This is a genomic window from Streptomyces sp. NPDC058470 (genome assembly GCF_042721055.1).
GTDB lineage: Bacteria > Actinomycetota > Actinomycetes > Streptomycetales > Streptomycetaceae > Streptomyces.
The window spans coordinates 25097-48372 of sequence record NZ_JBHXMF010000032.1 but is presented as its reverse complement, the minus strand read 5'-3'; the positions used below and the strand labels follow the sequence as shown (position 1 = coordinate 48372).

Genomic DNA, 23276 nt, shown 5'->3' with positions numbered 1-23276 from the left:
CGCGGCCTACGCTCGACCCATGCCTCGCCGCCGCATCCGTGTCACCGGCACAGCCGAGGCCCCCTTGCGGGCCGCCCTGCGCGCACTGCGTACCGAGCTCGACGTGCCCGAGAGCTTCCCGCCCGACGTGCTCGAAGAAGCCGCGCGGGCACCTCGCCTCCCCGCCCACGACGCGACGGACATCCCGCTCTTCACCATCGACCCGCCGACGTCCAGGGACCTCGACCAGGCGATGCACCTGTCACGCCGCCCGGGCGGCTTTCGCGTCCGGTACGCCATCGCCGACGTCGCCGCGTTCGTCGCACCCGGCGGCGCCCTGGACGCCGAGGCCCACCGCCGCGTGACGACCCTGTACTTCCCGGACGAGAAGGTCCCCCTCCACCCGGCCGAGCTCTCCGAGGGCGCCGCCAGCCTGCTCCCGGACCAGACCCGCCCGGCCGTGCTGTGGACGCTCGACCTCGACGCGGACGGCCGCACCGAGACGGCCGACGTACGCCGTGCCCTCGTACGCAGCCGCGCCAAACTCGACTACGCGCACGTACAGAAGCAGATCGACGACGGGACGGCCGAGGAGCCGCTCGCCCTGCTGAAGGACATCGGGCTGCTGCGCGAGGGCCTTGAGGTGGAGCGCGGCGGCATCTCGCTCAACGTGCCCGAGCAGGAGATCGTCGAGAAGGACGGGATGTACGAACTCGGCTACCGCGCACCGCTCCCCGCCGACGGCTGGAACGCGCAGATCTCCCTGCTCACCGGGATGGCGGCGGCCGATCTCATGCTCGTCCACGGCACCGGTGTCCTGCGCACCCTCCCCGCCGCACCCGACGGCGCGGTCGGCCGGCTCCGCCGTACCGCCACGGCCCTGCACATCGACTGGCCGCACCACGTCTCGTACGCGCAACTCATCCGCTCCCTCGACCCGCACCGGCCGCACCACGCCGCCTTCCTCCAGGAGTGCACGACGCTGCTGCGCGGCGCGGGTTACACGGTCTTCCGCGACGGCGCCCTCCCGGAGGTCACCTCGCACGCCGCCGTCGCCGCGCCCTACGCCCACTGCACCGCCCCGCTACGCCGCCTCGCCGACCGCTACGCCTCCGAGATCTGCCTCGCGGCCATCGCCGAACAACCGCCCCCCGACTGGGTGTTGGCCGCCCTCGGCGAACTTCCCAAGGAGATGGCCGACGGCACCCGGCGCCAGGGCACCGTCGAGCGCGAGTGCGTCGACATCGTCGAGGCCGCGCTGCTCAAGGACCGGATCGGCGAGGTGTTCGAGGGCTGCGTGGTGGACGTACAGGAGCGTGAACCCACCGTCGGGACCGTGCAGTTGGAGTCGCCCGCGGTGTTCGCCCGCCTCGTCGGCGGCCCCGCGCCGCTGCCGCTGGGGGAACGGCTGCGGGTGCGGCTCACACAGGCCGACCCGGGAGCGGCGAAGGTACGGTTCGCGCCCGCGTGAGGCTCCGGAGCAGTTCGTCGGGGTCGTCCGCGTGGAGACACGCAGCCGAAAACCGTGCCCCTCTCCCACCTCGTGGGGCGGGCACAGGGCCACTCGCCGCCCGAGGCTGGCGAGCAGCCGCAACTCGGCAACTCGTGTGCGAGGGAGCCGCCGCAGCAGTCGTAGGAGACGTAGCAGGCCGTACGAGGTCTTCATCGCGCACTCCTGCAGCTCCGCGAGCACCTCGACGATCTCGCGGCCCGCGTCGTCCGCGCGCACGTCCCGCACCTCGGCGAGCCCGAGCCCCAACTCGGTCAGCCGCCGGATCCGGGTCGGCGCGACGGCGTGCCGCAGCCCGTATTCGCGGTACCCGTTCGGACGCCGCTCGGGCTCGGGCGGCAGCCCGAGGTGGTGATAGTGCCGCACGGTCCGCGTCCTGACACCGCACGCGTGGCGAGCTCTCCGATCCGCCTGCCCCCAGTAGAAACGTTGACGCTGCGGCAGGGTCAAGCGACGGCGCGCGCCGGGCGGACGAGGTCTGACGGGGGTGCCACGATCGGAGGAACAGTTCACGATCTCTTGGACGAGTGATCCCCTGATGTCCCAGTCCGGCGAGCGACGGAGGGAGGGTCGTCACATGACTGCCACGGCACGTGAATCGCTCACGCAGGGGGAGGCCCTGATCGAGGGCTTTGCGGCCCTGGGTACCCCGGAGGGATTCCGGGCCGAACCGATCGAGGGGCAGATCGTTGTGACGCCGCCGCCGGTCGGGGACCATGAGGACTGCATCAGTCTGATCGTGAGGCCTCCTCGGTGACGCTGTTCAGCGACCCTGAACAGGACGACTACCGGCAGCTCTGCATGCTCCCCTTCGGCAAGCCGCTCGCCCTCCCGGAACCGTTCGCCTTCGAGCTGGACACGACAGACTTCGTCCGAGCCCCTCGCGGTATGGAAGGGGAGCGCCCGAGCGTTGCGCCTCTGACAGTGGGCCGAGGCGGCGGAGGAGTACGGGGTGGGCGGACGTGAGCAGGCGCTCTGGACCAGGGCGACCCTCGGACGGGACGGGGGTTCGCTCGATCTGCTGACCGCTCGCTTCGACCGGCACCGGTATGCCCCGCACGCCCACGCGGAGTTCACCGTCGGGGTCTGTGTCGACGGTGCCGAGCTCATCGACTACCGCGGCGGCCGGATCCGTACCGGACCGGGCTCGATCGTCGTCCTCGCCCCCGGTGAGGCGCACACCGGTGGGCCCGCGGCCTGCGAGGGCTACGCGTACCGCGCGATGTACCCGGACGCCTCCCTCCTCGCCGAGGGCACCCTGACCCTGCCGCACTTCCGTGAACCGCTCCTCGACGACCCCGAACTGGCCGCGGCCCTGCGCCTCGCACACACCGAACTCAGCCTCTGCCCCGACCCGTTGGAGGCCGAGTCCCGCATCCCGTGGCTGCTCACGGCCCTCGCCCGCCGCCACTCCACCGCCCGCCCGGTGTGCGACACGATCCCGGGGGCCGGCCACATCGCCCATGCCGTACGCGACCGTCTCGCCGACGAGCTGCAGAGCCCGCCCTCACTCGCCGACCTCGCCGCCGACCTCGGTCTCTCCCGCTACCAGCTCCTGCGCGCCTTCCGTACGACGATGGGGATGCCGCCGTACGCCTGGCTCGCCCAGCATCGGGTGGAACGGGCCCGCGGGCTACTTGAGGCCGGGCGGCGCCCCGCCGAGGTGGCCGGCCTGGTGGGCTTCGCGGACCAGGCACATCTGACGCGCTGGTTCCGGCGGGTGCTGGGGGTGACTCCGGCGGCGTACCGCATGAGTGTGTTCCCGGTGGCGTAGCTTCACGACCGCTCGCGCAGCTACGTGATCGGTCGCGCAACAGCGTTCAAGACACCGCCCGTCGCCCCGGCCGAGACTGCTCCCATGACTGCACGAGGCTGGCTTCTCTTCTCCCTGATGGGAGTCCTCTGGGGCATCCCCTACCTGATGATCAAAGTGGCGGTGGACGGGGTCTCCCCGTCCATGGTCGTCTTCACGCGCTGCGCGCTCGGCGCGGCGCTGCTGCTTCCCTTCGCCGTACGGCAAGGGGGCCTGGTCCGTGTCGTACGGACGCACTGGCGCCCGATGCTGGCCTTCGCCGTAATCGAGATCATCGGCCCGTGGTGGACCCTGACGGACGCGGAGCGCCACCTGTCCAGCTCCACGGCCGGCCTGCTGATCGCGGGCGTACCGATCGTCGGAGTCGTCCTCGCCCGCTTCTTCGGCGACACGGAACGGCTCGGCACCCGGCGGATCACCGGCCTCGGCCTGGGCCTGGCCGGCGTCGCGGTCCTGACCGTCCCGCACCTCACCGGCGGCGACGCCCGCTCCCTCGCGGAGATGCTGGTCACGGTCCTCGGCTACGCGACGGCGCCCCTGATCGTCGCGCACTACCTCAAGCCGGTCCCGACGCTCCAGCTGATAGCCCCGTGCCTGCTGCTCGCGGCCCTGGTGTACGCCCCCGCGGCAGCACTGACCTGGCCTTCCGAGATCCCGTCCTCGCCGGTCCTGGCCTCCCTCGCGGGCCTGGGCGTCATCTGCACGGCCCTCGCTTTCGTCGTCTTCCTCGAACTGATCCGCGAGGCGGGCGCGACCCGGGCGATGGTCTTCACGTACGTCAACCCGGCGGTAGCGGTTGCGGCGGGGGTGACATTCCTGGACGAGTCCCTGACCACGACGGTCGCGGCGTCCTTCGCCCTGATCCTGGCGGGCTCCTTCCTGGCCACGGCGTCCTCCGGACCGGCCTCCGGACCCGCCTCCGGACCGAAGAGGGTCACCCGCCCGGTACCATGGTCGACACGGCAGACGAGCCGGGCGGACGGCCGCGTGGAGGTCCTTGTGGACCTCCCCGAGGAACGTCCGGGCTCCACAGGGCAGGGTGATGGCTAACGGCCACCCGGGGTGACCCGCGGGACAGTGCCACAGAAAACAGACCGCCAGGGACTTCGGTTCCCGGTAAGGGTGAAACGGTGGTGTAAGAGACCACCAGCGCCTGAGGCGACTCAGGCGGCTAGGTAAACCCCACCCGGAGCAAGGTCAAAAGGAGCCGCCGTAAAAAGCGACTCTGCGCGGACGTTCGAGGGCTGCCCGCCCGAGTCCGCGGGTAGACCGCACGAGGCCGGCGGCAACGCCGGCCCTAGATGGATGGCCGTCTCCCCGGCCGCCGCGAGGCGACCGGGCGACAGAACCCGGCGTACAGCCCGACTCGTCTGCCGGCAGGGCTCTGAACTGGTCTTTTGGGCCGGTCGGGGCCCTTTCGCGTGTCTGGGGGCTTCGCGCTTCTACCAACGGGTTCCCCGGAGTTCCCTAGAAGTGTGCACGCGTTGTGCACTGGAGCGGGGTGCGGAGTCGCGCCCTACGCGAGGGAGCCGAAGTGGCAGCGACGGTGCAGAGGCGTTCGGAGGTTGGGTACATACCCGAACGTGTCGGGCCGGAGTCGTGACGAGATGGGGAAACAGGCGGGTCGGACCCGGCCGGTTCGCCGGCACCCCATGGGCGGCAGCACCTCATGGCACCGGAGCCCGGTCCACCCTCCGGGGGCCATGTGTGACGCGACAATGGACCGCCCATGTTTACCCGGGGCTCAGATGTGTACGCGCACGTCATGACCGAGTCGAAACGAGAGACAGAGCGGAAGTACGAAGCACCCTCGGCCGACGACACCGCATGGCTGCCCGACCTCGCCGGTATGGGCGGGATCGCGTCCGTGGTGGATCAGGGCACCGAGGATCTGGACGCCGTGTACTACGACACCGACGACCTGCGGCTGGCCGGCAGGTCGGCCACCCTCCGTCGAAGGACGGGCGGGCGTGACGAGGGCTGGCACCTCAAGCTGCCGCTGTCCGGTGACAGCCGGGAAGAGGTGCGGGCCCCGCTGTCCGAAACCATCCCGGACACCTTGCGGGAGCTGGCCCTCTCCCGTACCCGTGGTGCGGAGCTGCGGCCGGTGGTCCGGATCCGTTCCACTCGTGGCGTACGGCAGTTCGTCGGCTCCGACGGAACGGCCCTCGCCGAGCTGAGCATCGACTCGGTCCGTGCCGAGTCCCTGCTCGCCACGGGGATGCGGGCCGCGTGGACCGAGATGGAGGTCGAACTGGCACCGGACACCGACCCCGCACTGCTGGACGCCGTGGACAAGACACTGGGCGAGAACGGCATCGGCCGCGCACACAGCTCCTCCAAGCTGGCTCGCGCCCTGGAGGAGACAGCAGGAGGAGTGCCCCGGGGGCCGGACGAACGTGCCGAGGCGGTAGCGCCCGGATCCGCCGGTGAGGAGGTCCTTCGCTCTGTGGACGAACGTATCCACGCCCTGGTGGACCTGGATCCCGCGGTCCGCCGTGACCTGCCCGACGCCGTGCACAGGATGCGCACCACCTGCCGTCGGCTGCGCAGCGTGTTGCGGTCCTACCGGTCGGTCCTGGACCGGGAGGCCACCGACGCCGTCCGCGAGGAACTCAAGTGGCTGGGCAACGAACTGGGCGCGGAACGCGACCAGGAGGTCCTTCGGGAGCGACTGGGCGCGAGGATCCAGGCGTTGCCTCGGGAACTGGTCTTCGGGGCCGCCTCCGCGCGCCTGCGGGTGTGGGACGCCGGCCACACCTCCAAGGCCCGCCTGCGCACGCTCGACGCCCTGGACTCACCCCGATACCTGGCCCTTCTGAACCGTCTGGCAACGCTGACGGAACGGCCCCCGCTGCGCGGCAAGGCCGCCCGGCGGCCGGGGAAGGTCATGGTGAAGGCCATCCTCAAGGAATACGGTCGGCTGGCCGACCGCATGGCCCACGCCCTGGATCTCCCGCCGGGAACGGAACGCGACACGGCTCTCCACGAGGCCCGCAAGGCGGCCAAGAAGACGCGGTACGCCACTGAGCCGGCGCGCGACTCACTCGGCAAGCCCGCCAGGCGGCTGGGCAAGCGTGTCAAAGCCGTCCAGCAGGTGCTCGGCGACCACCAGGACAGCGTCGTGGCCCGCGACGCCCTGCGGAAGGTGGCCGTGGCGGCGCACGCGGCCGGCGAACCAAGCTTCACCTGGGGCCTGTTGTACGGACAGGAGCAAGCCGCGGCCGACCGGGGCGAACGGGAGCTGCCGCCCGTGTGGGCCGAGGCGTCGCGGCACAGGCTGCGCAAGGCGCTCAACCGTTGAGGAGCGGCGGAGCCGTACGGCTCGGCGACGAACAGCGCGGTCATCGGGCCGCTGAGTGTCTCCTCGATCACGGCTTTCCCGAGCCCGATGCCGAGGGGCGGCAGGCCGGCGAGGCTCAGTGCGCCGACGACGTAGAGCACGGCGACTCCGCGCAGCTTGTGGGCGCGCCCGTGCAGGGTGTGTTCGTCCACCGAGCCGTACCGGTCGAGGAGGACGCCGGTGCAGGCGAAGAGGGCGGCCTTCACGCCTGCGTGGCCCAGGATGTACAGCGCGACCCCGTCGTCGGCCTCGGGGCTGAGGCTGCCGATCCCGATGAGGAAGAGCCCCGTGTGGGCGACGGTGGAGTACGCCAGCGACTCCTGCGCCACCCTGCGCGAACGCGTACTGGCCGAGGCGGCCTAGGGTCCTGTCGTCAAGTTCCCGTCTGCCTCGCGACGCCATGCACGCCCTCTCGCCGCACCGGGCGCAGACCCGAGTGCGTCCAGTACGAGGGTCCACGCCCGGCACACGCACCTGACACCGCGAGGCCGCCCTCCGGGCGGCGACGGGAATGTGACGACAGGACCTAGCCGCGCCGGGGAGGCGAGGCCGGCCGCCCTGCGGGACTGGTCCCCGGGCGGCCGGTGGCGAGCTCACTGCCGAACCCTCCCGGGAGCGGTTGGACAGTTGGCCGCCTTCTTCGGACTACCGGGCTGGGCCTGCTTCAAACAACCCCCGCGGATCACGGTTGGGGCGGAGCTCCGGGAATCTGGGTGGGCCCGTACCTGTCGAGGGCCTCTTCCAAGGGCGCCCGGATGTCGGACGGGAGATCTCCCGTCCGCCCCCAGACGAGAACCAGTTCCGCGATGCTGCGCAGCTTGACGTTCGTGCGCTGGGAGACTTCACGGAGTACGGCCCACCCCTCGTCCGGTGTGACACGGCCGAGGGCGACCATCATGCCGATGGCCTGGTCCACCGTGGCGTGCGAGGTGACGGCCTCCTTCAACTGGCCCACCTCTTCCCGCAGTTCGAAGATCTCCTCCACGACCTCCGCGGGCACGGGGGATTGCGTCGGGACGCCGCGTCGCTCGTCGTTTCCCGAAGTCGTCTCCGAAGTCGTCTCCGAAGTCGTCTCTGAAGTCATCTGTTCTCCGCGGTCGGGATCCCGGCCCTGCGCCGTTGTCCGTCGAGTCCATCGTCTACGTCGTCGCTACCGGGGCGCACCAGTGCCGATGGGACTGGCGGCCGCCGAGATAACCATTCCTACGGTCCGGAAGCCTCAGCCCTCGTCGGGCGGGTCGTCGGCCCGTTGGGGGACCACGGTGTATTTCGGGTCCTCCGCCGAGGCCACCCCCGCCGCGAAGATGCCGAAGCGGGTGCACGCCGAGCCCGCGAGGAGGGCAAGACCGCTCGCCACGGCAGCCGGCCGACTGCGGCGGCCGAGCAGCAGGCCGCCCGTGGCACCGGCCGCGGTGAGCAACCGGGCGGCGCGCAGCAGGGTTCCGGCCTGGTCCTGGCGGTAGGTCTCGGCGACCATTCCCAGCCGCCTCTCGGCCGCGCCGGTCGCCGTCGCCTCGGCCGCGGCGGCCAGCACCGCGGCGCAGCGGGCCGGTGCGGACTCGGTCACGGGACCGAGGACCAGGGCCATTCCGGCCGCGGCCGCCGTCGCGGACGCGGCGAAGACGTACGGGAGTTCGCGGTGCGCGCCGTGCCAGGCCGGTACGGCGGTGTCCGCTGCCAGGACGGCCGTGTACGAGGCGACCGCCGGGCCCAGCAGCGCCGCCGTCGCGGTCGCCGCCGCACCGGCCCGGGGCAGCCGCCCGGTGAGGGCGCTGACGGCGGCCGCGCCGGCTGCCGGACCGTAGCAGGCGAGCAGCCACGAGCCCACGCTCATGGGTGAGGTGGGCTTGAGCACCCGCAGCATGTTCGGGAACCGGCTCGGTACCCCGAGGTCGTGCACGAGTGCGGCGGCGGACAGTGAGACCGCGGCGAGCGAGGACACCTTCATCGCCGTGGCGGTGGTCGTACGTCCCGTGAGCTGGGCGCCCGCGGCGAGCACGGAGCCCGCGCCGGCGAGCCCGCCCAGGAAGAAGTAGCCGGCGATGTCCCGGGCGGCCCAGGATGGTGCCTTGATGACCGGGCGGCCGTAGTACGACTCGAACTCGGCGTGAGGGACCATGAGTTGCTCTCCGCGACTCCTGCGGTGGCTGTCTCGCCCCGTCTGCGTCATCGTGTTCCCTTCTTTCCCCGGAGGGCGGGCAGCGCGAAGGAGAGGGCGAAGCCGCCGACCAGCGAGAGGGCCGCCGCACCGGCGTGCTTCCACATCGTGGGGAGATCGCGGGTGGTGACGACCGGGTTCGGGGGCAGCCCGTAGACCTCGGGTTTGTCGAGGAGGAGGAAGAACGCGCCGTCGCCGCCGACTCCGTCGTCGGGTTCGTGGCCATAGAGCCGGGCGCCGTCCACGCCCGCCTCGTGCAGCTGGTCCACGCGCAGCGCCGCTCGTTCGCGCAGTTCGTCCAGCGGGCCGAACTGGATGGACTCCGTCGGGCAGGCCTTGGCGCAGGCGGGTTCCTGTCCGGCGCCGAGCCGGTCGTAGCACATCGTGCACTTGAACGCCCTGCCGTCGTCGGGGCGTTGCTCGATGACGCCGTACGGGCAGGCGGGGACGCAGTAGCCGCAGCCGTTGCAGATGTCCTCCTGGACGACGACCGTGCCGAACTCGGTCCGGAAGAGCGAGCCGGTGGGGCAGACGTCAAGGCAGGCCGCGTGGGTGCAGTGCTTGCACACGTCGGACGACATCAGCCAGCGCAGCTCGCCGGGGCCGCTGCCGGGTGCTTCCGGCTCGGCCTCCACAAGGGGGAGTTGAGTCCGTCCGTCCGGTGCCGGTACCTGCGGCTTCTGCTGTTCGATGAAGGCGACGTGGCGCCAGGTGGAGGCGCCGAGTCCCTGGGTGTTGTCGTAGCTCATGCCGGTGAGGGAGAGCCCGTCCTCCGGGATGGCGTTCCACTCCTTGCAGGCCACCTCGCAGGCCTTGCAGCCGATACAGACGGAGGTGTCGGTGAAGAAGCCCACGCGGGGCGGGGGTTCGGGGTGTCCGGCGTCGCCGGCGGGGTCGGGTTCCACACCGCTGAGCAGATGACGGTCCGTCATTTCCGTGTCTCCGTCCCCGTCTTGTCCGTGATGCCCGCGCGCCTGCGGTACTCGGCGACCAGCTTCGGCAGGTCGGGGCCGCGTGGCCGGCGCCCCGGGCGGATGTCGGCGGTCAGCGCCTTGTCCTCCTGGATGTGGGCGTTGGGGTCCAGGGCGATCGCCACGAGTTCGTTGGCCGCGTCACCGGTGGCCACGCCGTTGGGGCCCCAGTGGAACGGCAGTCCGATCTGGTGGACCGTCCGGCCCCGCACGGTCAGAGGCCTGATCCGCGCGGTGACCATCACCCGGGCCTCAACGGCGTTGCGGGCCGTGACGATGGTGGCCCATCCCATGTGCTCCAGACCGCGTTCGGCGGCCAGTTGGGGGGAGACCTCGCAGAAGAACTCCGGCTGGAGTTCGGAGAGGTAGGGCGACCAGCGGCTCATGCCGCCCGCCGTGAAGTGCTCGGTGAGGCGGTGTGTGGTGACGACGTAGGGGAAGACCTCGGCGCCCTTGTCGTCGCCGCTCGGGTGGTAGCGGTTGCCCTCCCGGGCCAGCAACTGCCGTACGGGGGAACGCGGTGTGGAGGGGTGGAGAGCGTTGGTGAAGGGCGAGTCCTGCGGTTCGTAGTGCGTGGGGAGCGGGCCGTCCTCCAGTCCCGCGGGCGCGTAGAGCCAGCCCTTGCCGTCGGCCTGCATGATGAAGGGATCGTCGCCGCGCAGGGCGTCCGGTCCGCGGGCGTCGTCCGACGGTACGAAGTCGGGGGCGCGGTCGGGCACGAAGTCGGGGACGTCGTACCCCGTCCACTTCCTCTCGGCCTCGTCCCACCAGACGTACGCCTTGCGCTCGCTCCACGGCGTGCCGTCCGGGGCGGCCGACGCCCGGTTGTAGAGGACACGGCGGTTGGCGGGCCATGCCCAGGCCCACTCGGCGGCCACCCAGTCCTGCTCGTTTCCGGGCCTGCGGCGGGCCGCCTGGTTGACGCCGTCCGCGAACACCCCGCAGTAGATCCAGCAGCCGCACCTCGTCGAGCCGTCGTCCTTGAGTTCGGTGTACGCCGAGAGCGGCGCCCCGTCCGGGCCATGGCCGTTGATCTCGGCGAGTACGGTGGCGGCGACAGGTTCGGCCAGCGGCCCGTCGACCGGGTAGTCCCAGGTCAGATCCTGTACGGGCCGGTCCATCGGGTCGGTCGACGCGGCCAGCCGCTCCTTGATACGGCGGCCCAGGTGGTACATGAACCACAGGTCGCTGCGGGCGTCGCCCTCGGGCTCGACGGCCGCGTGGTGCCACTGCAGCCAGCGGTTTGTGTTGGTGAAGGAGCCGTTCTTCTCGGTGTGGGCGGCCGCCGGGAAGAAGAACACCTCGGTGCCGATGTCCTCCGTGCGCAGTTCCCCGGTCTCGATCTCGGGGCCGTCCTGCCACCAGGTCGCCGACTCGATGAGGGAGAAGTCGCGCACGACCAGCCACTCCAGGTTGGCCATGCCGAGCCGTTGGAGCCGCGTGTTGGCGGAGCCCACCGCAGGGTTCTCGCCCATCAGGAAGTAGCCGTTGCACACGCCGTCCAGCTGGGCCATCACCGTGTCGTAGGTCGAGTGCGAGCCGGTCAGACGGGGCAGGTGGTCGAAGCAGAAGTCGTTGGCGGCGGTGGCCGCGTCGCCGTAGTACGCCTTGAGGAGGCTCACGAAGTAGGCCCGCATGTTGCCCCAGAAGCCCTTGTCGGTACGGCTGGCCTCGATGAACGCGTCCAGGTTCTCGTGCGCGTGGGCGTGCGGCATGGGCAGGTAGCCGGGCAGCAGGTTGAACAGGGTGGGGATGTCACTGGAGCCCTGGATGGAGGCGTGGCCGCGCAGGGCCTGGATACCGCCGCCGGGGCGGCCGATGTTGCCGAGCAGCAGTTGCAGCACGCTCGCTGCGCGGATGTACTGCGCGCCGACCGAGTGCTGGGTCCAGCCGACCGCGTACGCGAACGCGCTGGTCCGCTCGCGGCCCGAGTTCGCGGTCAGGTCCTCGCACACCCGCAGGAACGTCTCGCGCGGCACTCCGCAGACCTCCTCCACCAACTCCGGGGTGTAGCGGGCGTAGTGGCGCTTGAGGATCTGGTAGACGCAGCGCGGATGGCGCAGCGTCTCGTCCTGCGGGGCCTGGTGTCCGGTGCGCGCCCCGCCCGAGCCGTGTGCCTCGGGGCCGCCGGAGCCGTGGACGCGCTCCTCGTACTGTTCGTCGACCTCGCCGGTGGGCTGCTGCACCTCGACGCCCTCGTACTGCCAGCTCGACGGGTCGTAGTGGTGCTTGTCCTCGTCCAGGCCGGAGAAGACGCCGTCGAGATCCTCGGTGTCGCGGAAGTCCTCGCTCACCAGGGTGGCGGCGTTGGTGTAGGCGAGAACGTACTCGCGGAAGTCCTTCTCCTCCGTGAGGACGTGGTTGATGATCGCGCCGAGGAACGCGATGTCGCTGCCGGCCCGGATCGGGACGTGGAGGTCGGCGAGGGCGCTGGTGCGGGTGAAACGCGGGTCGACGTGGATGATCCGGGCGCCGCGCTTCTTGGCCTCCATCACCCACTGGAAGCCGACGGGGTGCGCCTCGGCGAAGTTGGAGCCCTGGATGACGATGCAGTCGGCGTGCTGGAGGTCCTGCATGAAGGTGGTGGCGCCGCCCCGCCCGAAGGAGGTGCCGAGCCCGGCGACCGTGGAGCTGTGGCAGACCCGGGCCTGGTTCTCCACCTGGACCACGCCGAGACCGGTCAGCAGCTTCTTGATCAGATAGTTCTCCTCGTTGTCGAGGGTCGCGCCGCCCAGGCTGGCGATACCGAGGGTGCGGACGGTGCGCAGCCCTCCGGACTCCCACTCCCAGGTCCGGCGCCGCGTCTCGATCACCCGGTCGGCCACCATGTCCATGGCGGTCTCCAGGTCGAGTGGCTCCCAGTCGGTGGCGTACGGCCGCCGGTACAGCACCTGGTGGCGGCGGGCCGGGCCGGTGGTGAGCTGGAGCGTGGCGGAGCCCTTGGGGCACAGGCGGCCCCGGCTGATGGGCGAGTCGGGGTCGCCCTCGATCTGCACGACCTTGTCGTCCTTGACGTAGACCTGCTGGCCGCAGCCCACCGCGCAGTAGGGGCACACGGAACTCACCACCCGGTCGGCGGTGTCCGTGCGCGGCCTGAGCTGCTCGGTGCGTGCCGACATGGCGGCCCGGCCGCGGCCCAGCGGGTCGGATCCGGTCAGCTGGCGGAAGGCGGGCCAGTCGCTGACCCATGTGCGCACACCCATGGCGTGTCCTCTCGGCGGCTGGAATCTCCGATGTCGGCGGTGGGCGCCGCTTTCAGACTGGCCCACCGGGGCGGGGACGGCACGCGGAGCGTCAGCCGGACGGTTCGTCGGGCACGGGGTGCTCGGGCCGGGGGCTTCCGGAGCGGGGGGAGCCGCGCCGACCCGTTCCGGCTTCGTCCGTGTCGGGGATCTCCGGGTCGGGCCGTGCGTCCTCGGCCGGCCGAGTCGAGTCGCCGTCCGGCTCCCAGGGGTCCCCGTCGGCGCCCGCCTGCTGGTCGGGCATGTCCCTCGGCACGGGCTTGGTCTCGCGCCCTCCGCCGTCCCCGTGACTCCCCGGACGGTGACCGCTCACGGTGCTCTCCCCTTCTCGACCGGACCCTGGTCCGGCCCCGGGTACCCCGCACGAGGCATCGCCACGCAGGGCCGTCAGGTCTTTTCGTCTGGATCACCGCCGACTGCTGCTCGAGTCTTTTCGTCTGGATCACCGCCGGACTGCTGCTCGAGAGGCCCGGCATGGAGTGGTGCTCTGCCACCCAGTACCGCAGGAACCCACGGGAGTCGGCCAGTTGGGCCGGCCGCCGGGAGGCTCTCAGCGCCTCCCGGGCCGTGTTGCGCTCACCCACGGCCACCGGATCCGGTACGGACGACAGTGCGGGCGCGGTTCCTCGGGTACTGCCCCGGACGGGATCGCTGAACCGCTCGGTCATGTCGGCGGCAGCGGGGTGCCGACCGGCCCTTCCGCGCCGCGGACTCGGGTGGCTGGATTTCAGACGGCCTGACGGATGTCCTCCACCTCGCCCCCCAGCCCCCTGTCTCCGCTGGTAGGAAGCGAAAGAGGGCGCCTTCCCGGAGCGGCCTACGGCTTTCTCGGAGAGTCCCGTGCAGGGGAAGGAGCTGGCCGAAAGGCCATCGCGTTCCACCCGGGTGTTGGGGGCTCCTGTCGGCTGGCGACAGGAGCCCCGCTCCTGCCGGTTCCTGGGAGTTCGCGGGGAATCACCTGTGCGCTGAGTGAACATTCATGTACGCAAGGTAAACAAGCGCAGGGTGGCTGAGAAACTTTTTCGAATTACCCACGAAACCTCCTCACCTCATCGGAGGATGTGTGCGGCACGGGCCGGGGGCTGCTCGCGGCCAAGGCTTTTCCATTCGCCTCGGCGTAGGTGCGCAACAAGGGTTCTTCGCTGTCCTGGTCCGGTTTTTCTTCATGCGGCCATTCGTGCCGCAGCCCATGGGGGGCACATCATGCAGGGTCTTTCGCGCGGAGCCGCGGTCTGCGCGGCGTCGCTGTTGCTCACGTTCCTGGCGCCGGTGGCCGGGGCTAGAGCCGACGACACGGAACCGAGAATCGACCTCAGAGTGCTGGTGGTCGATGACGGTGGCGAGGCCACGGCGGCCGTCGCCTCGGAGCTCGACGGAGCGGGAACGCCGTACACCGAAGTGGATTTGAGTGACGCGGGTAGACCGCAGATCGACGCGGCGTTCCTCAGCGACACCGTCGACGGGCGGCCGAGGGCGAAGTACCAGGCCGTGGTGCTGCCGAACGACAACCCCTTCGGGGCGGGCTCGGCGGAGATGGCGGCGCTGACCTCGTACGAGCAGACGTACGGGATCCGCCAGGTCGACGCCTACACCTACGCCCAGCCGGCCGTCGGGCTGAACTGGGCGGAGAACCCCGGGTACATGGGGTCGCTGGACGGTGTGACGGCGCAGGTGACCGCTGCCGGTCTCGCGGGACCCTTCGGGTATCTCGACGGCCCGGTCCCGTTCGAGGACAACGCGGCCGATGTGTCCGAGAGTTACGGCTACCTGTCCGTGCCGCTCGCCCAGCAGGCGGAGGGGGCCACGTTCACGAGTTACGTGGAGGCGCCCATTCCCGGCACCGCGGTGAACGGATCGCTCATCGGGGAGTACGCGCACGACGGCCGCCGGGAACTGGTGGTGACGTTCGTCTACAACCAGGCACAGCAGCAGTACCGACTGCTCGCCCGCGGAATCGTGGAGTGGATGACGCAGGGCGTCCATCTCGGCGCCGACCGGAACTACTTCGCGGTGCACGTGGACGACGTCTTCGGCGCGGACGACCGGTGGGACACCGTGCTGAACTGCACCCCCGGAGACGTGGACTGCCCCGAGGGTCAGGGCACGACGGACCCGATCCGGATGACGGTCGCGGACGCGCAGTACGCGAAGCAGTGGTCCCAGGAGCACGGTCTGACGCTCGACTTCATGTTCAACGGCGCGGGCAGCGAGACCTACAAGGAGGAGAACGGCGGGGCGGACGCGCTGACCGATCAACTGGTCGCGGACAAGGACGCCTTCCGGTGGGTGAACCACACCTACGACCACCCGTTCCTGGGCTGTGTGCAGAACGTGACCGTGGTGCCGTGGGTGTGTTCCACCGACGCGGCCGGGAACGTGCAGTGGGTCAGCCAGGCGGACATCACCGCGCAGATCGTGGACAACCGGAACTGGGCCACGGCCAAGGGACTTGCCCTCGACAACACGGAACTGGTCACGGGTGAGCACTCCGGCATGAAGGTGCTTCCGCAGCAGCCCGACGACAACCCGAACCTGGCGCCCGCGCTCGCCGCGACCGGGGTGACCGCGCTGGGCAGCGACAACTCGCGTGACCCGCAGCAGCGGCAGGTCGGCGCGGCGCTGACGGTGCCGCGCTTCCCGGTGAACATCTTCTACAACGCGGGCAAGCAGGCGGAGCAGGTCGACGAGTACAACTGGATCTACACCAGCGCGGCCGACGGCGGCAGCGGCATCTGCGACAACTCCACGACGACCACCTGCCTGGACGCCCCGCTGGACACCGCGACCGGTTACACCTCGTACCTCGTACCGACCGAGAGCCGGATCGCGCTCGGCCACGCGCTGTCGAACAACCCGCGCCCGCACTACATCCACCAGTCGAACCTGGCCGAGGAGCGGATCGCCTACCCGGTCCTGGAGAAGGTCCTGAGCGACTACGCGGGCCTCTTCGCCGACAACACCCCGCTGGTCAACCAGGGGATGAGCGAGACCGGCGCCGAACTCGCGAACAGGGCCGCCTGGGACGCCGCCGTCGACGGCGGACAGGTCACCGCCTACCGGATCGGGAACACCGTCACCATCGACGCGCCCAGCGGGGTGCAGGCCCCGGTGACCCTGCCCGCCGGTACGAACGGCTTCGGCAGCCCGTACGCCGGAGCGAGGTCGGGATGGACTGCCGACGGCTCGCTGGAGCCGGCGGCAGCGGCGACGGCCGGTTAGCCGCGCGCCCCGGCGGCATCGGCCGCCGGGGCCCGACCGCGCTCCTGACCACGGCCGCGGCCTGAACCAACCGTTCCTTGGGGGGAATGAGACGCATGTCCACGCGAGAGATCCTGCACGCCGTGCCACCATCGGGCACGGACGACCGGGCGGTGGTGACACTGCTCACCGAGGGAACGTATCCGCACCAGCACGGCGGGGTGAGCGTGTGGTGCGACCAGTTGGTGCAGGGGATGCCCGAGGTCGACTTCCAGGTCGTCGCGATCACCGGGACCGGCCAGGAGCCGCTCGCCTGGGAACTGCCCCCGAACGTCGGCTCAGTGGCCTCCGTCCCGCTCTGGGGACCCGCTCCGAACGGACGCGCGCCCCGGGGCAGGCGGCTGCGCCGCTTCCTCGGTACGTACGAGCGGTTCCTGCTCTCGCTCCTCGAGCCCGGCTCGCCGACCGCCGGAGCTGACTTCGCCGACGGCCTGTACGCCCTCGCGGCCCGGGCCCGCAAAGGGGAGCTGTCGGCGGCCATGCGCACCGAGGAGGCGCTGCGCACCCTGACCGCGGTATGGAACCGGCCGCACATACCCGTGGCGGCGGCCCGGCCGACCCTGCACGACGCGCTGACCGCCACCGAACTCCTCGAGCACGCGCTGCGGCCGCTCGCGGTCACGCCCTCGCAGGGCGGGGTCGCGCACGCCGTCAGCGGAGGTCTTGCCGCACTTCCCGGGCTGATGGCCCATCAACTGCACGGAACGCCACTGCTGTTGACCGAGCACGGCGTCTACCTCCGTGAGCGCTACCTCGGCTACCGCACGGGCGGTTACCGCTGGCCGGTGAAGTCGCTGCTCCTCGGCTTCTTCCGGCAGCTGGCCCGGGAGACCTACGCCCGCGCCGCGCTCGTCACCCCGGGCAACCGCTACAACCGGCGCTGGGAGGAGCACGGCGGCACGGCGCCCGACCGGATACGCACCGTCTACAACGGAGTCGACCCCGGCGCCTTCCCGCCCGCCGGTCCTGAACCCGAAGTGCCCACCCTCACCTGGGCGGGACGCGTCGACCCGATCAAGGACCTGGAGACACTGATCCGCGCCTTCGTCCTCGTACGCGAGGAGTTGCCGCAGGCGCGGCTGCGGCTGTTCGGCGGCACACCGCGCGGCGGAGAGGCCTACCGGGAGCGCTGCGAGGCCCTCGCCGCGGAGTTGGGGGCCGGCGACGCGGTGGTCTTCGAGGGCCGGGTGGAGGACATCCGCGACGCGTACGCGGCGGGCAACGTGGTGATGCTGTCCAGCATCAGCGAGGGCTTTCCCTTCACCCTCATCGAGGCCATGTCCTGCGGGCGGGCCACCGTCTCCACCGACGTGGGCGGAGTGCACGAGGCGGTCGGCGACACCGGCCTCGTCGTACCGCCCCGCGAGCCGCAGGCGATGGCGCGCGCGGCACTGGAACTCCTGCGCGACCCGGCACGCCGCGCCCGGATGGGCGAGGCCGCACGACTGAGGGTGATCGAGCAGTTCACCCTCCGCCAGACCATCGACACCTTCCGCGGAATCTACGGCGAACTCGCCACGCGCGCCGCCACCGGCCGCGAGCGGTACGCCGAGGAGTACGCCCAGGAGTTCGCCCCGGCGTCCGTCGGCGGGCGCGAGCCGCAGCCGGAGTTCGCCGGGCACGGCGTACGGCAGCAGGAGTTCGCGGGACACGGCGCAGGGCAGGCGGGTGAGGTGGGGTGAGCGGGCGGACGACCGACACTTTCCGCGGGATCCCCGGCCGGCTCGACGCGGGGTTCGCCGCCGGGCACGAGCGGGGCGTCGTGGTGCGGGTTGTTGGGCGTGGGCGGGGCGTCGTGGTGCGGGTTGTTGGGCGTGGGCGGGACGCCGTGGTGCGGGCTGCTGGGAATGAGCGGGGCGCTGTGGTGCGGGCCGCTGGGTGCCGGCGGGGCGCCGTGGTGTCGGCTGTTGGGCACGGGCGGGAAGCCGTGGTGTCGGCCGCCGGGTGGCTGTGGTGCCAGGAGGCCCCTGTGGCCGGCGTATGGCGGGCGGGTGAGGTGGGGTGAGCGGGCCGCTGCGTCTGCTGCCGGGGGACGGTGGCACCGATCAGGAACATGCCGAGCGGCGGCGGTTCCCGGCGGGATGGCCGGGCAACACGACGGCCGGTCAAGGCGGTTCGGGCCGTAGGCCGGGCCGGACCGGTCCGGCCCGGTCCCGTGACGGCGACGCGCTGCCTGAGCTCGGGCCGCGCCCGGTCCGTCGGCGTCGGCCGTCCTGGGCCGAGGACCCTTTCGACGAACTCGCCGAACGGCTTGCGGACGTATGCGGTGCGGCCGTCCACCCGGACGAGATCGCCGCCGTACTGGAGTCGGACGGGCTGACACAGGAACAGATCACCGGCCGCTACGGACGGCGGGACCTGTTCGAGGTCGCCGAGGAACTGTACGAGCGGGTACCGCGCCGCTTCCCCGACCCGGAACCGCCGCCCGACCCCTGGCGCACCAGCCCCTGGCGGTGCGTACTGCGCGGGGCGGTCTTCGGACTCCCGGGCCTGGCCTACGTGTTGGGCGCCGGGCTCCTTGCGAGCGGTACCGGCGCGATCGCCGGGCTGGCCGCCTCGGCGCTGGTCGCCTGGGCGTGGAACCAGGGCCTGGCCCACCGCGCCTACGTACGGCTCGCGGCGGGCGGCCGCCGCGCCGCCGCGCGCACTCTGCGCACCGGGGCCCCGGTCGGGGCGCTGGGCGCGGTGTCAGCCGGGCTGCTGCTGTCTGGGCAGGGCACCATGGCCGCGTTCGCCGCCGGTCAGGCGCTCTATCTCGCGGCGGGCACGGTGCTCCTGGTGCTGGGCCGCGAACGGGATCTGCTGCTCGCGCTCACCCCGACGGTCGCCGGAGCGGCCTCCCTGCTCCTCTGGCACCCCGGCCCACTGACCGTCACCGCGCTGCTCCTTGTCACCGTCGCGGCGGCGGTGCTGCTGGCGGCCCGCGAGATCGTACGGTCGCTGCGCACGGACGGTGCGACAGCTCCCGGCACCGGGCCACCGCTCGCCGCCTCCCTTCCGTACGGGCTGTTCGGCCTCGCGGCGGGGTCGCTGACGCTGATGGCCGCGTCCGCCGACGGGGCCGCCGTGGTCGTGCTCACCCTGAGCATGGGCGTCGCCGAGTGGCTGCTCTACCGCTACCGGAGCCTGGGCCTCGCCGCACTGCGGCACAGCACCACACCCAGGGGCTTCCAACTCCGGGCCGGGCGGGCGCTGTTGCTGTGTCTCGCCGGATACCTGGCGCTGCTGGCCACGCCCGCCCTGATCCGCGGGGACTCGCCCGGACCGCTGCTGGCGCTGGGAGCCGTCCTGTGGACCGCCCTGCTGCTGCAGGCCTTCGGCACGGCCTGGCCACCCGCCGTCGTCTGTCTGGCCGCCGCCGCGGGCGCGGCCCTGGGCCCCGCCGGCGTCCGCCCACTCGTCTGCGGCTGCGCCGCCGCCGCGCTGGTGATCGTCTCGTACGCCCTGCTCGGCCGGGCCACGGCCCACCGCTGACACATCTCCATCATCCGCATCACCCCTGACACCTGAGGAGACAGACCCGTGACCGAACCCGGACCCGTAACCGGACCCGTCGCCGTCACCGGAGCGGAGGGCTTCATCGGCTCGCACCTGGTGGAGGCGCTCGTCGCCGCCGGGCACCGGGTGCGCGCGATGGCCCAGTACAACTCCTTCTCCTCCTACGGCTGGCTGGAGACGCTGCCCGAGGACGTGATGGACAGCGTCGAGGTCGTCCTCGGCGACGTACGCGACCCCGGCTCGGTGGACCGGCTGCTCGCCGGCACGCAGGCCGTCTACCACCTGGCCGCGCTGATCGCGATCCCGTACTCCTACCAGGCCCCGCACAGCTACGTGGACACCAACGTCACCGGCACCCTCAACGTCCTGGAGACGGTCCGCCGGCTCGACATCCCGCGCCTCGTGCACACCTCCACCAGTGAGACGTACGGCACGGCCCAGACGGTGCCGATCACCGAGGACCACCCCATCAACACCCAGTCCCCGTACGCCGCTTCGAAGGCGGGCGGCGACCGGCTGGCCGACAGCTACCACGCGAGCTTCGGCACCCAGGTGGTCACCCTGCGGCCGTTCAACACCTTCGGGCCGCGCCAGTCCATGCGCGCGGTGATCCCGACCGTCATCGGGCAGGTCGCCGCCGGGGAACGGACCATCACCCTCGGCGATCTGCGGCCCACCCGCGACTTCACCTTCGCCAAGGACACCGCCCGGGCCTTCCTCGCGGTGGGCACCGCGCCCGCCGACGCCGTCGTCGGCCGCACCTTCAACGCCGGTACCGGCGGCGAGATCTCGGTCGGCGACCTCGTCACCCTGATCGGCAAGCTGATGGCCGCCGACCTGGAGGTCCGCGAGGACCCGCAGCGCATCCGCCCGGCCGGGTCGGAGGTGATGCGGCTGGTCTGCGACGCGTCACGACTGCGCGCCGCCACCGGCTGGGCGCCCGCCCACAGCCTCGAAGAGGGCCTTGAGGCAACCATCGACTTCTTCCGCGACCCGGCGAACCTCGCCCGCTACAAGACGTCCGTCTACAACATCTGACGGCTCCCTGACCTGTCCCTGGCTCCACGACCTACCGAGTCCCTGAACCCAGGAAATCGGCGACACCGAATCGGCGACACCTGACGACAGTCGGAAGGAAACCCCCACGATGCATGCAGTCATCCTGGCCGGAGGCAAAGGCGTGCGGTTGCGGCCCTACACGACCGCCCTGCCCAAGCCACTCGTCCCCATCGGCGACCAGCACGCGATCCTGGAGATCGTGATGCGGCAGCTCGCCGGCGCCGGCTTCACCACCTGCACCATCGCCATCGGGCACCTCGGCCACATCATCCGGGCCTACGTCGGCAACGGCTCCCAGTGGGGCCTGCGTGTCGGCTACGCCACCGAGGACAGCCCGCTGGGCACCATGGGTCCCCTGCTGACCATGCTCGACCGGCTGCCCGAGCACTTCCTCGTCATGAACGGCGACATACTCACCGACCTCGACTTCAGCGCCGTACTGCGCAGTCACGAGAAATCCGACTCGCCGCTCACCATCGCCACCTACGCGCGTACGGTCGCCATCGACTTCGGCGTACTCACCACCGAAGGCGGCAAGGTCGTCGGCTTCGCCGAGAAGCCGAGCATGGACTACCGGGTTTCCATGGGCGTCTACGGACTCTCCCGCGCCACCCTCAACGGCTACACCCCCGGCCTGCCGCTCGGCTTCGACGAACTGGTCCTGGACCTGCTCAAGGCCGAAACCCCGCCTGCCGCCTACGAGTTCGACGGCTACTGGCTCGACATAGGGCGCCCGGACGACTACGACCGGGCCAACGCGGAGTTCACCACGCGCCGCCCCGACCTGCTCAAGGGAGCGTGAGCCGGCATTATGCGCATCCTCGTCCTGGGCTCCACCGGATTCCTGGGCGGCCATGTCGCCGGGCAACTGCGCACCCGCCCGGGTGTGCGGGTGCTCGGCGGCGGCCGCACGATGGACCCCGGCCTGCCCGTGAACCTCCCCGTCGACCTTGCCGCCATCTCCGTCGCCGGACTCACCCGGTCCCTGCGGGCCCTCGCCCCCGACGCGGTCGTCAACTGCGCGGGCGCCGTCAGCGGCGACCCCGTACGCATGGCCGAGACCAACGCCCGCGGACCCGCCGTACTGTGCGAGGCGCTGCGCGAGGCGGCCCCCGGCGCCCGCCTTGTCCACCTCGGGTCGGCCGCGGAGTACGGGCCGACGCCCGCCGGGCAGACCCTCACCGAGAGCTCGCCGGCCAGCCCGCAGGGCACCTACGGGGCGACCAAACTGGCCGGTTCGTACGCGGTGACCGAAGCCGGCCGGACCGGCCTGGACAGCGTCGTCCTGCGGGTGTTCAACCCGATCGGCCCCGGCGCCCCCGCCACCAGCCTGCCCGGGCGGCTCGCCGACGAACTGCGGCGCGCACTGCCCGACGGCACGGTCACCGTCGGCGACCTCTCGGCCTACCGCGACTTCGTCGACGTACGGGACGTGGCACGGGCCGCCGTGCTCGCGGTGACCACCCCCGGCCCCCTGCCTGCCGTACTCAACATCGGCAGCGGCACGGCCACCCGCGCCAGGGACCTCGCGGAAGAACTGGCGCGGACCGCCGGATACCGGGGACCGATCGAGGAACGCGGCGCCGGGTCGCAGCGCTCCTCGGCCGTGTCCTGGCAGCGGGCCGACGTGAGCGCCGCCGCGGACGCGCTCGGCTGGCGGCCCGAACTGACCCTGGCCGACTCGCTCGCCGGCCTGTGGGCCGAGCACACCGGGGTCCCGGCGTGACCGACGCGGCGACGGACCCCGCCCGCGGCCGACTGCTCGTCCCGCTCTACGTCCACCCGGCCGTGGACCCGGCCGCCTGGCGCGCCCTGATCCGCGCCGGACCACAGCTGTACGGCGTCGTCCTCAACATCGCCGACGGACCCGGCGACACACCCGATCCGGCCTTCGTCACGGCCGCCGCCCAACTGCGGGAGGCGGGCGTGCGGGTGCTCGGATACGTGGACACGGCCTACGGCGCGCGGTCGGTCCGCGCGGTCGTCGGCGACCTGCGCAGACACCGCCGCTGGTACGACACCGACGGCGCCTTCCTGGACCGCACGGCCTCCGGCGCCGAGGCCCTGCGCCACTACCGCCGGCTGACGCGGGCGGCCCGTCTCTGCGGGGCCGGCACCGTCGTCCTCAACCCGGGCGTCCATCCGGCGCCGGGCTACGCCGAGTTCGCCGACCTGCTGGTCACCTTCGAGGGCACCTGGAAGACGTACCGCCACACCGACTTCACCGTGCCCGCCTGGACCGGCACGCATCCGCCCGACCGGTTCTGCCACCTGGTGCACAGCGTCCCGGACGGGCTCTGCCCTCTCGCGGCGCGCACCGCCCGGATGCGCGGAGCGGCCGTGCACTGCGCCGTCCCCGGCAGCGGCGCGAACCCCTGGAGCGGCCTGCCGCCGACCCTGGAGAGGGAGGCGTCTTGAGGCACGCCGCACGGCCGGGGCCCGCAA

16 protein-coding genes, 1 other RNA gene and 5 pseudogenes are annotated in these 23276 nt (G+C 71.7%); 14 read left to right on the top strand and 8 right to left on the bottom strand.

Translation table 11 applies throughout. The annotated features are described in order from the left end of the window. Positions 1-19 precede the first annotated feature (19 nt). A complete protein-coding gene (locus ACFWP7_RS23465) occupies positions 20-1450 on the top strand; it encodes an RNB domain-containing ribonuclease (RefSeq protein ID WP_384384081.1) in 1431 nt (476 codons plus the stop codon). 200 nt (positions 1451-1650) lie between these two features. Here ACFWP7_RS23465 and ACFWP7_RS23460 read toward each other — a convergent pair. Further along, positions 1651-1896: pseudogene (locus tag ACFWP7_RS23460) on the bottom strand (MerR family transcriptional regulator); the annotation flags it as partial. A gap of 170 nt (positions 1897-2066) precedes the next feature. Between ACFWP7_RS23460 and ACFWP7_RS23455 the strand changes: the two are divergent. The 5 genes and pseudogenes from ACFWP7_RS23455 to ACFWP7_RS23435 form a co-directional block, all read left to right on the top strand. After that, positions 2067-2362: pseudogene (locus tag ACFWP7_RS23455) on the top strand (hypothetical protein); the annotation flags it as partial. Positions 2363-2441: 79 nt separating this feature from the next. Beyond that, a complete protein-coding gene (locus tag ACFWP7_RS23450; protein WP_384384079.1) occupies positions 2442-3263 on the top strand; it encodes an AraC family ligand binding domain-containing protein in 822 nt (273 codons plus the stop codon). Positions 3264-3347: 84 nt separating this feature from the next. Further along, positions 3348-4127 (top strand): annotated as a pseudogene (locus ACFWP7_RS23445) (DMT family transporter); the annotation flags it as partial. A gap of 142 nt (positions 4128-4269) precedes the next feature. After that, positions 4270-4675: RNase P RNA component class A (gene rnpB, locus ACFWP7_RS23440), an RNA gene on the top strand. Between the two features lie 392 nt (positions 4676-5067). Then, complete coding sequence (locus ACFWP7_RS23435; protein ID WP_384384076.1) at positions 5068-6606, top strand: CHAD domain-containing protein; 1539 nt, start codon at positions 5068-5070, stop codon at positions 6604-6606. Positions 6607-6731: 125 nt separating this feature from the next. On the opposite strand, the pseudogene ACFWP7_RS23430 reads toward ACFWP7_RS23435, so the two are convergent. After that, positions 6732-6914, bottom strand: a pseudogene (locus tag ACFWP7_RS23430) (NADH-quinone oxidoreductase subunit D); the annotation flags it as partial. Here ACFWP7_RS23430 and ACFWP7_RS23425 point away from each other — a divergent pair. Next, entirely contained in the window at positions 6826-7008 is a 183-nt protein-coding gene (locus tag ACFWP7_RS23425) for a hypothetical protein (protein ID WP_384384073.1), read from the top strand. The pseudogene ACFWP7_RS23430 and the gene ACFWP7_RS23425 overlap by 89 nt on opposite strands. Before the next feature lie 319 nt (positions 7009-7327). Here ACFWP7_RS23425 and ACFWP7_RS23420 read toward each other — a convergent pair whose 3' ends face one another. The 6 genes and pseudogenes from ACFWP7_RS23420 to ACFWP7_RS23395 all read right to left on the bottom strand — a co-directional run. Continuing rightward, the gene (locus ACFWP7_RS23420; RefSeq protein WP_384384071.1) at positions 7328-7729 is read right to left on the bottom strand and encodes an ANTAR domain-containing protein; all 402 of its coding nucleotides are present in this window, start codon (positions 7727-7729) and stop codon (positions 7328-7330) included. Between the two features lie 135 nt (positions 7730-7864). Continuing rightward, positions 7865-8764, bottom strand: a complete 900-nt coding sequence (nrfD, locus tag ACFWP7_RS23415; protein ID WP_384384068.1) for an NrfD/PsrC family molybdoenzyme membrane anchor subunit — start codon at positions 8762-8764, stop codon at positions 7865-7867. 47 nt (positions 8765-8811) lie between these two features. Then, on the bottom strand, positions 8812-9735 hold the full coding sequence (locus ACFWP7_RS23410) for a 4Fe-4S dicluster domain-containing protein (protein ID WP_384384065.1): 924 nt from the start codon (positions 9733-9735) through the stop codon (positions 8812-8814). Continuing rightward, complete coding sequence (gene fdh / locus ACFWP7_RS23405; protein WP_384384062.1) at positions 9732-12977, bottom strand: formate dehydrogenase; 3246 nt, start codon at positions 12975-12977, stop codon at positions 9732-9734. Before fdh ends, ACFWP7_RS23410 begins: the two co-directional genes overlap by 4 nt. Before the next feature lie 91 nt (positions 12978-13068). After that, positions 13069-13329 carry a hypothetical protein gene (locus ACFWP7_RS23400; RefSeq protein WP_384384059.1) on the bottom strand — a complete coding sequence of 87 codons (261 nt, stop codon included), beginning with the start codon at positions 13327-13329 and terminating at the stop codon, positions 13069-13071. Positions 13330-13456: 127 nt separating this feature from the next. Next, positions 13457-13684 (bottom strand): annotated as a pseudogene (locus ACFWP7_RS23395) (alkanal monooxygenase); the annotation flags it as partial. A gap of 535 nt (positions 13685-14219) precedes the next feature. On the opposite strand from ACFWP7_RS23395, the gene ACFWP7_RS23390 reads away from it, so the two are divergent. From ACFWP7_RS23390 to ACFWP7_RS23360, 7 genes are all read left to right on the top strand, one after another. Next, positions 14220-16235 carry a hypothetical protein gene (locus ACFWP7_RS23390; protein ID WP_384384057.1) on the top strand — a complete coding sequence of 672 codons (2016 nt, stop codon included), beginning with the start codon at positions 14220-14222 and terminating at the stop codon, positions 16233-16235. A 95-nt stretch (positions 16236-16330) separates the two neighbouring features. After that, positions 16331-17956 carry a GT4 family glycosyltransferase PelF gene (pelF, locus tag ACFWP7_RS23385; protein WP_384384054.1) on the top strand — a complete coding sequence of 542 codons (1626 nt, stop codon included), beginning with the start codon at positions 16331-16333 and terminating at the stop codon, positions 17954-17956. Positions 17957-18275: 319 nt separating this feature from the next. After that, positions 18276-19748: a hypothetical protein gene (locus ACFWP7_RS23380; protein WP_384384052.1), complete on the top strand. Its 1473-nt coding sequence runs from the start codon at positions 18276-18278 to the stop codon at positions 19746-19748. 48 nt (positions 19749-19796) lie between these two features. After that, positions 19797-20810 carry an SDR family NAD(P)-dependent oxidoreductase gene (locus ACFWP7_RS23375; RefSeq protein ID WP_384384049.1) on the top strand — a complete coding sequence of 338 codons (1014 nt, stop codon included), beginning with the start codon at positions 19797-19799 and terminating at the stop codon, positions 20808-20810. Between the two features lie 109 nt (positions 20811-20919). Further along, the gene (locus ACFWP7_RS23370; protein WP_384384046.1) at positions 20920-21633 is read left to right on the top strand and encodes an NDP-sugar synthase; all 714 of its coding nucleotides are present in this window, start codon (positions 20920-20922) and stop codon (positions 21631-21633) included. Between the two features lie 9 nt (positions 21634-21642). Continuing rightward, positions 21643-22557: an NAD-dependent epimerase/dehydratase family protein gene (locus tag ACFWP7_RS23365; protein WP_384384044.1), complete on the top strand. Its 915-nt coding sequence runs from the start codon at positions 21643-21645 to the stop codon at positions 22555-22557. Continuing rightward, a complete protein-coding gene (locus ACFWP7_RS23360; RefSeq protein WP_384384042.1) occupies positions 22554-23249 on the top strand; it encodes a spherulation-specific family 4 protein in 696 nt (231 codons plus the stop codon). The genes ACFWP7_RS23365 and ACFWP7_RS23360 overlap by 4 nt, the downstream gene beginning before the upstream one ends. Positions 23250-23276 lie beyond the last annotated feature (27 nt).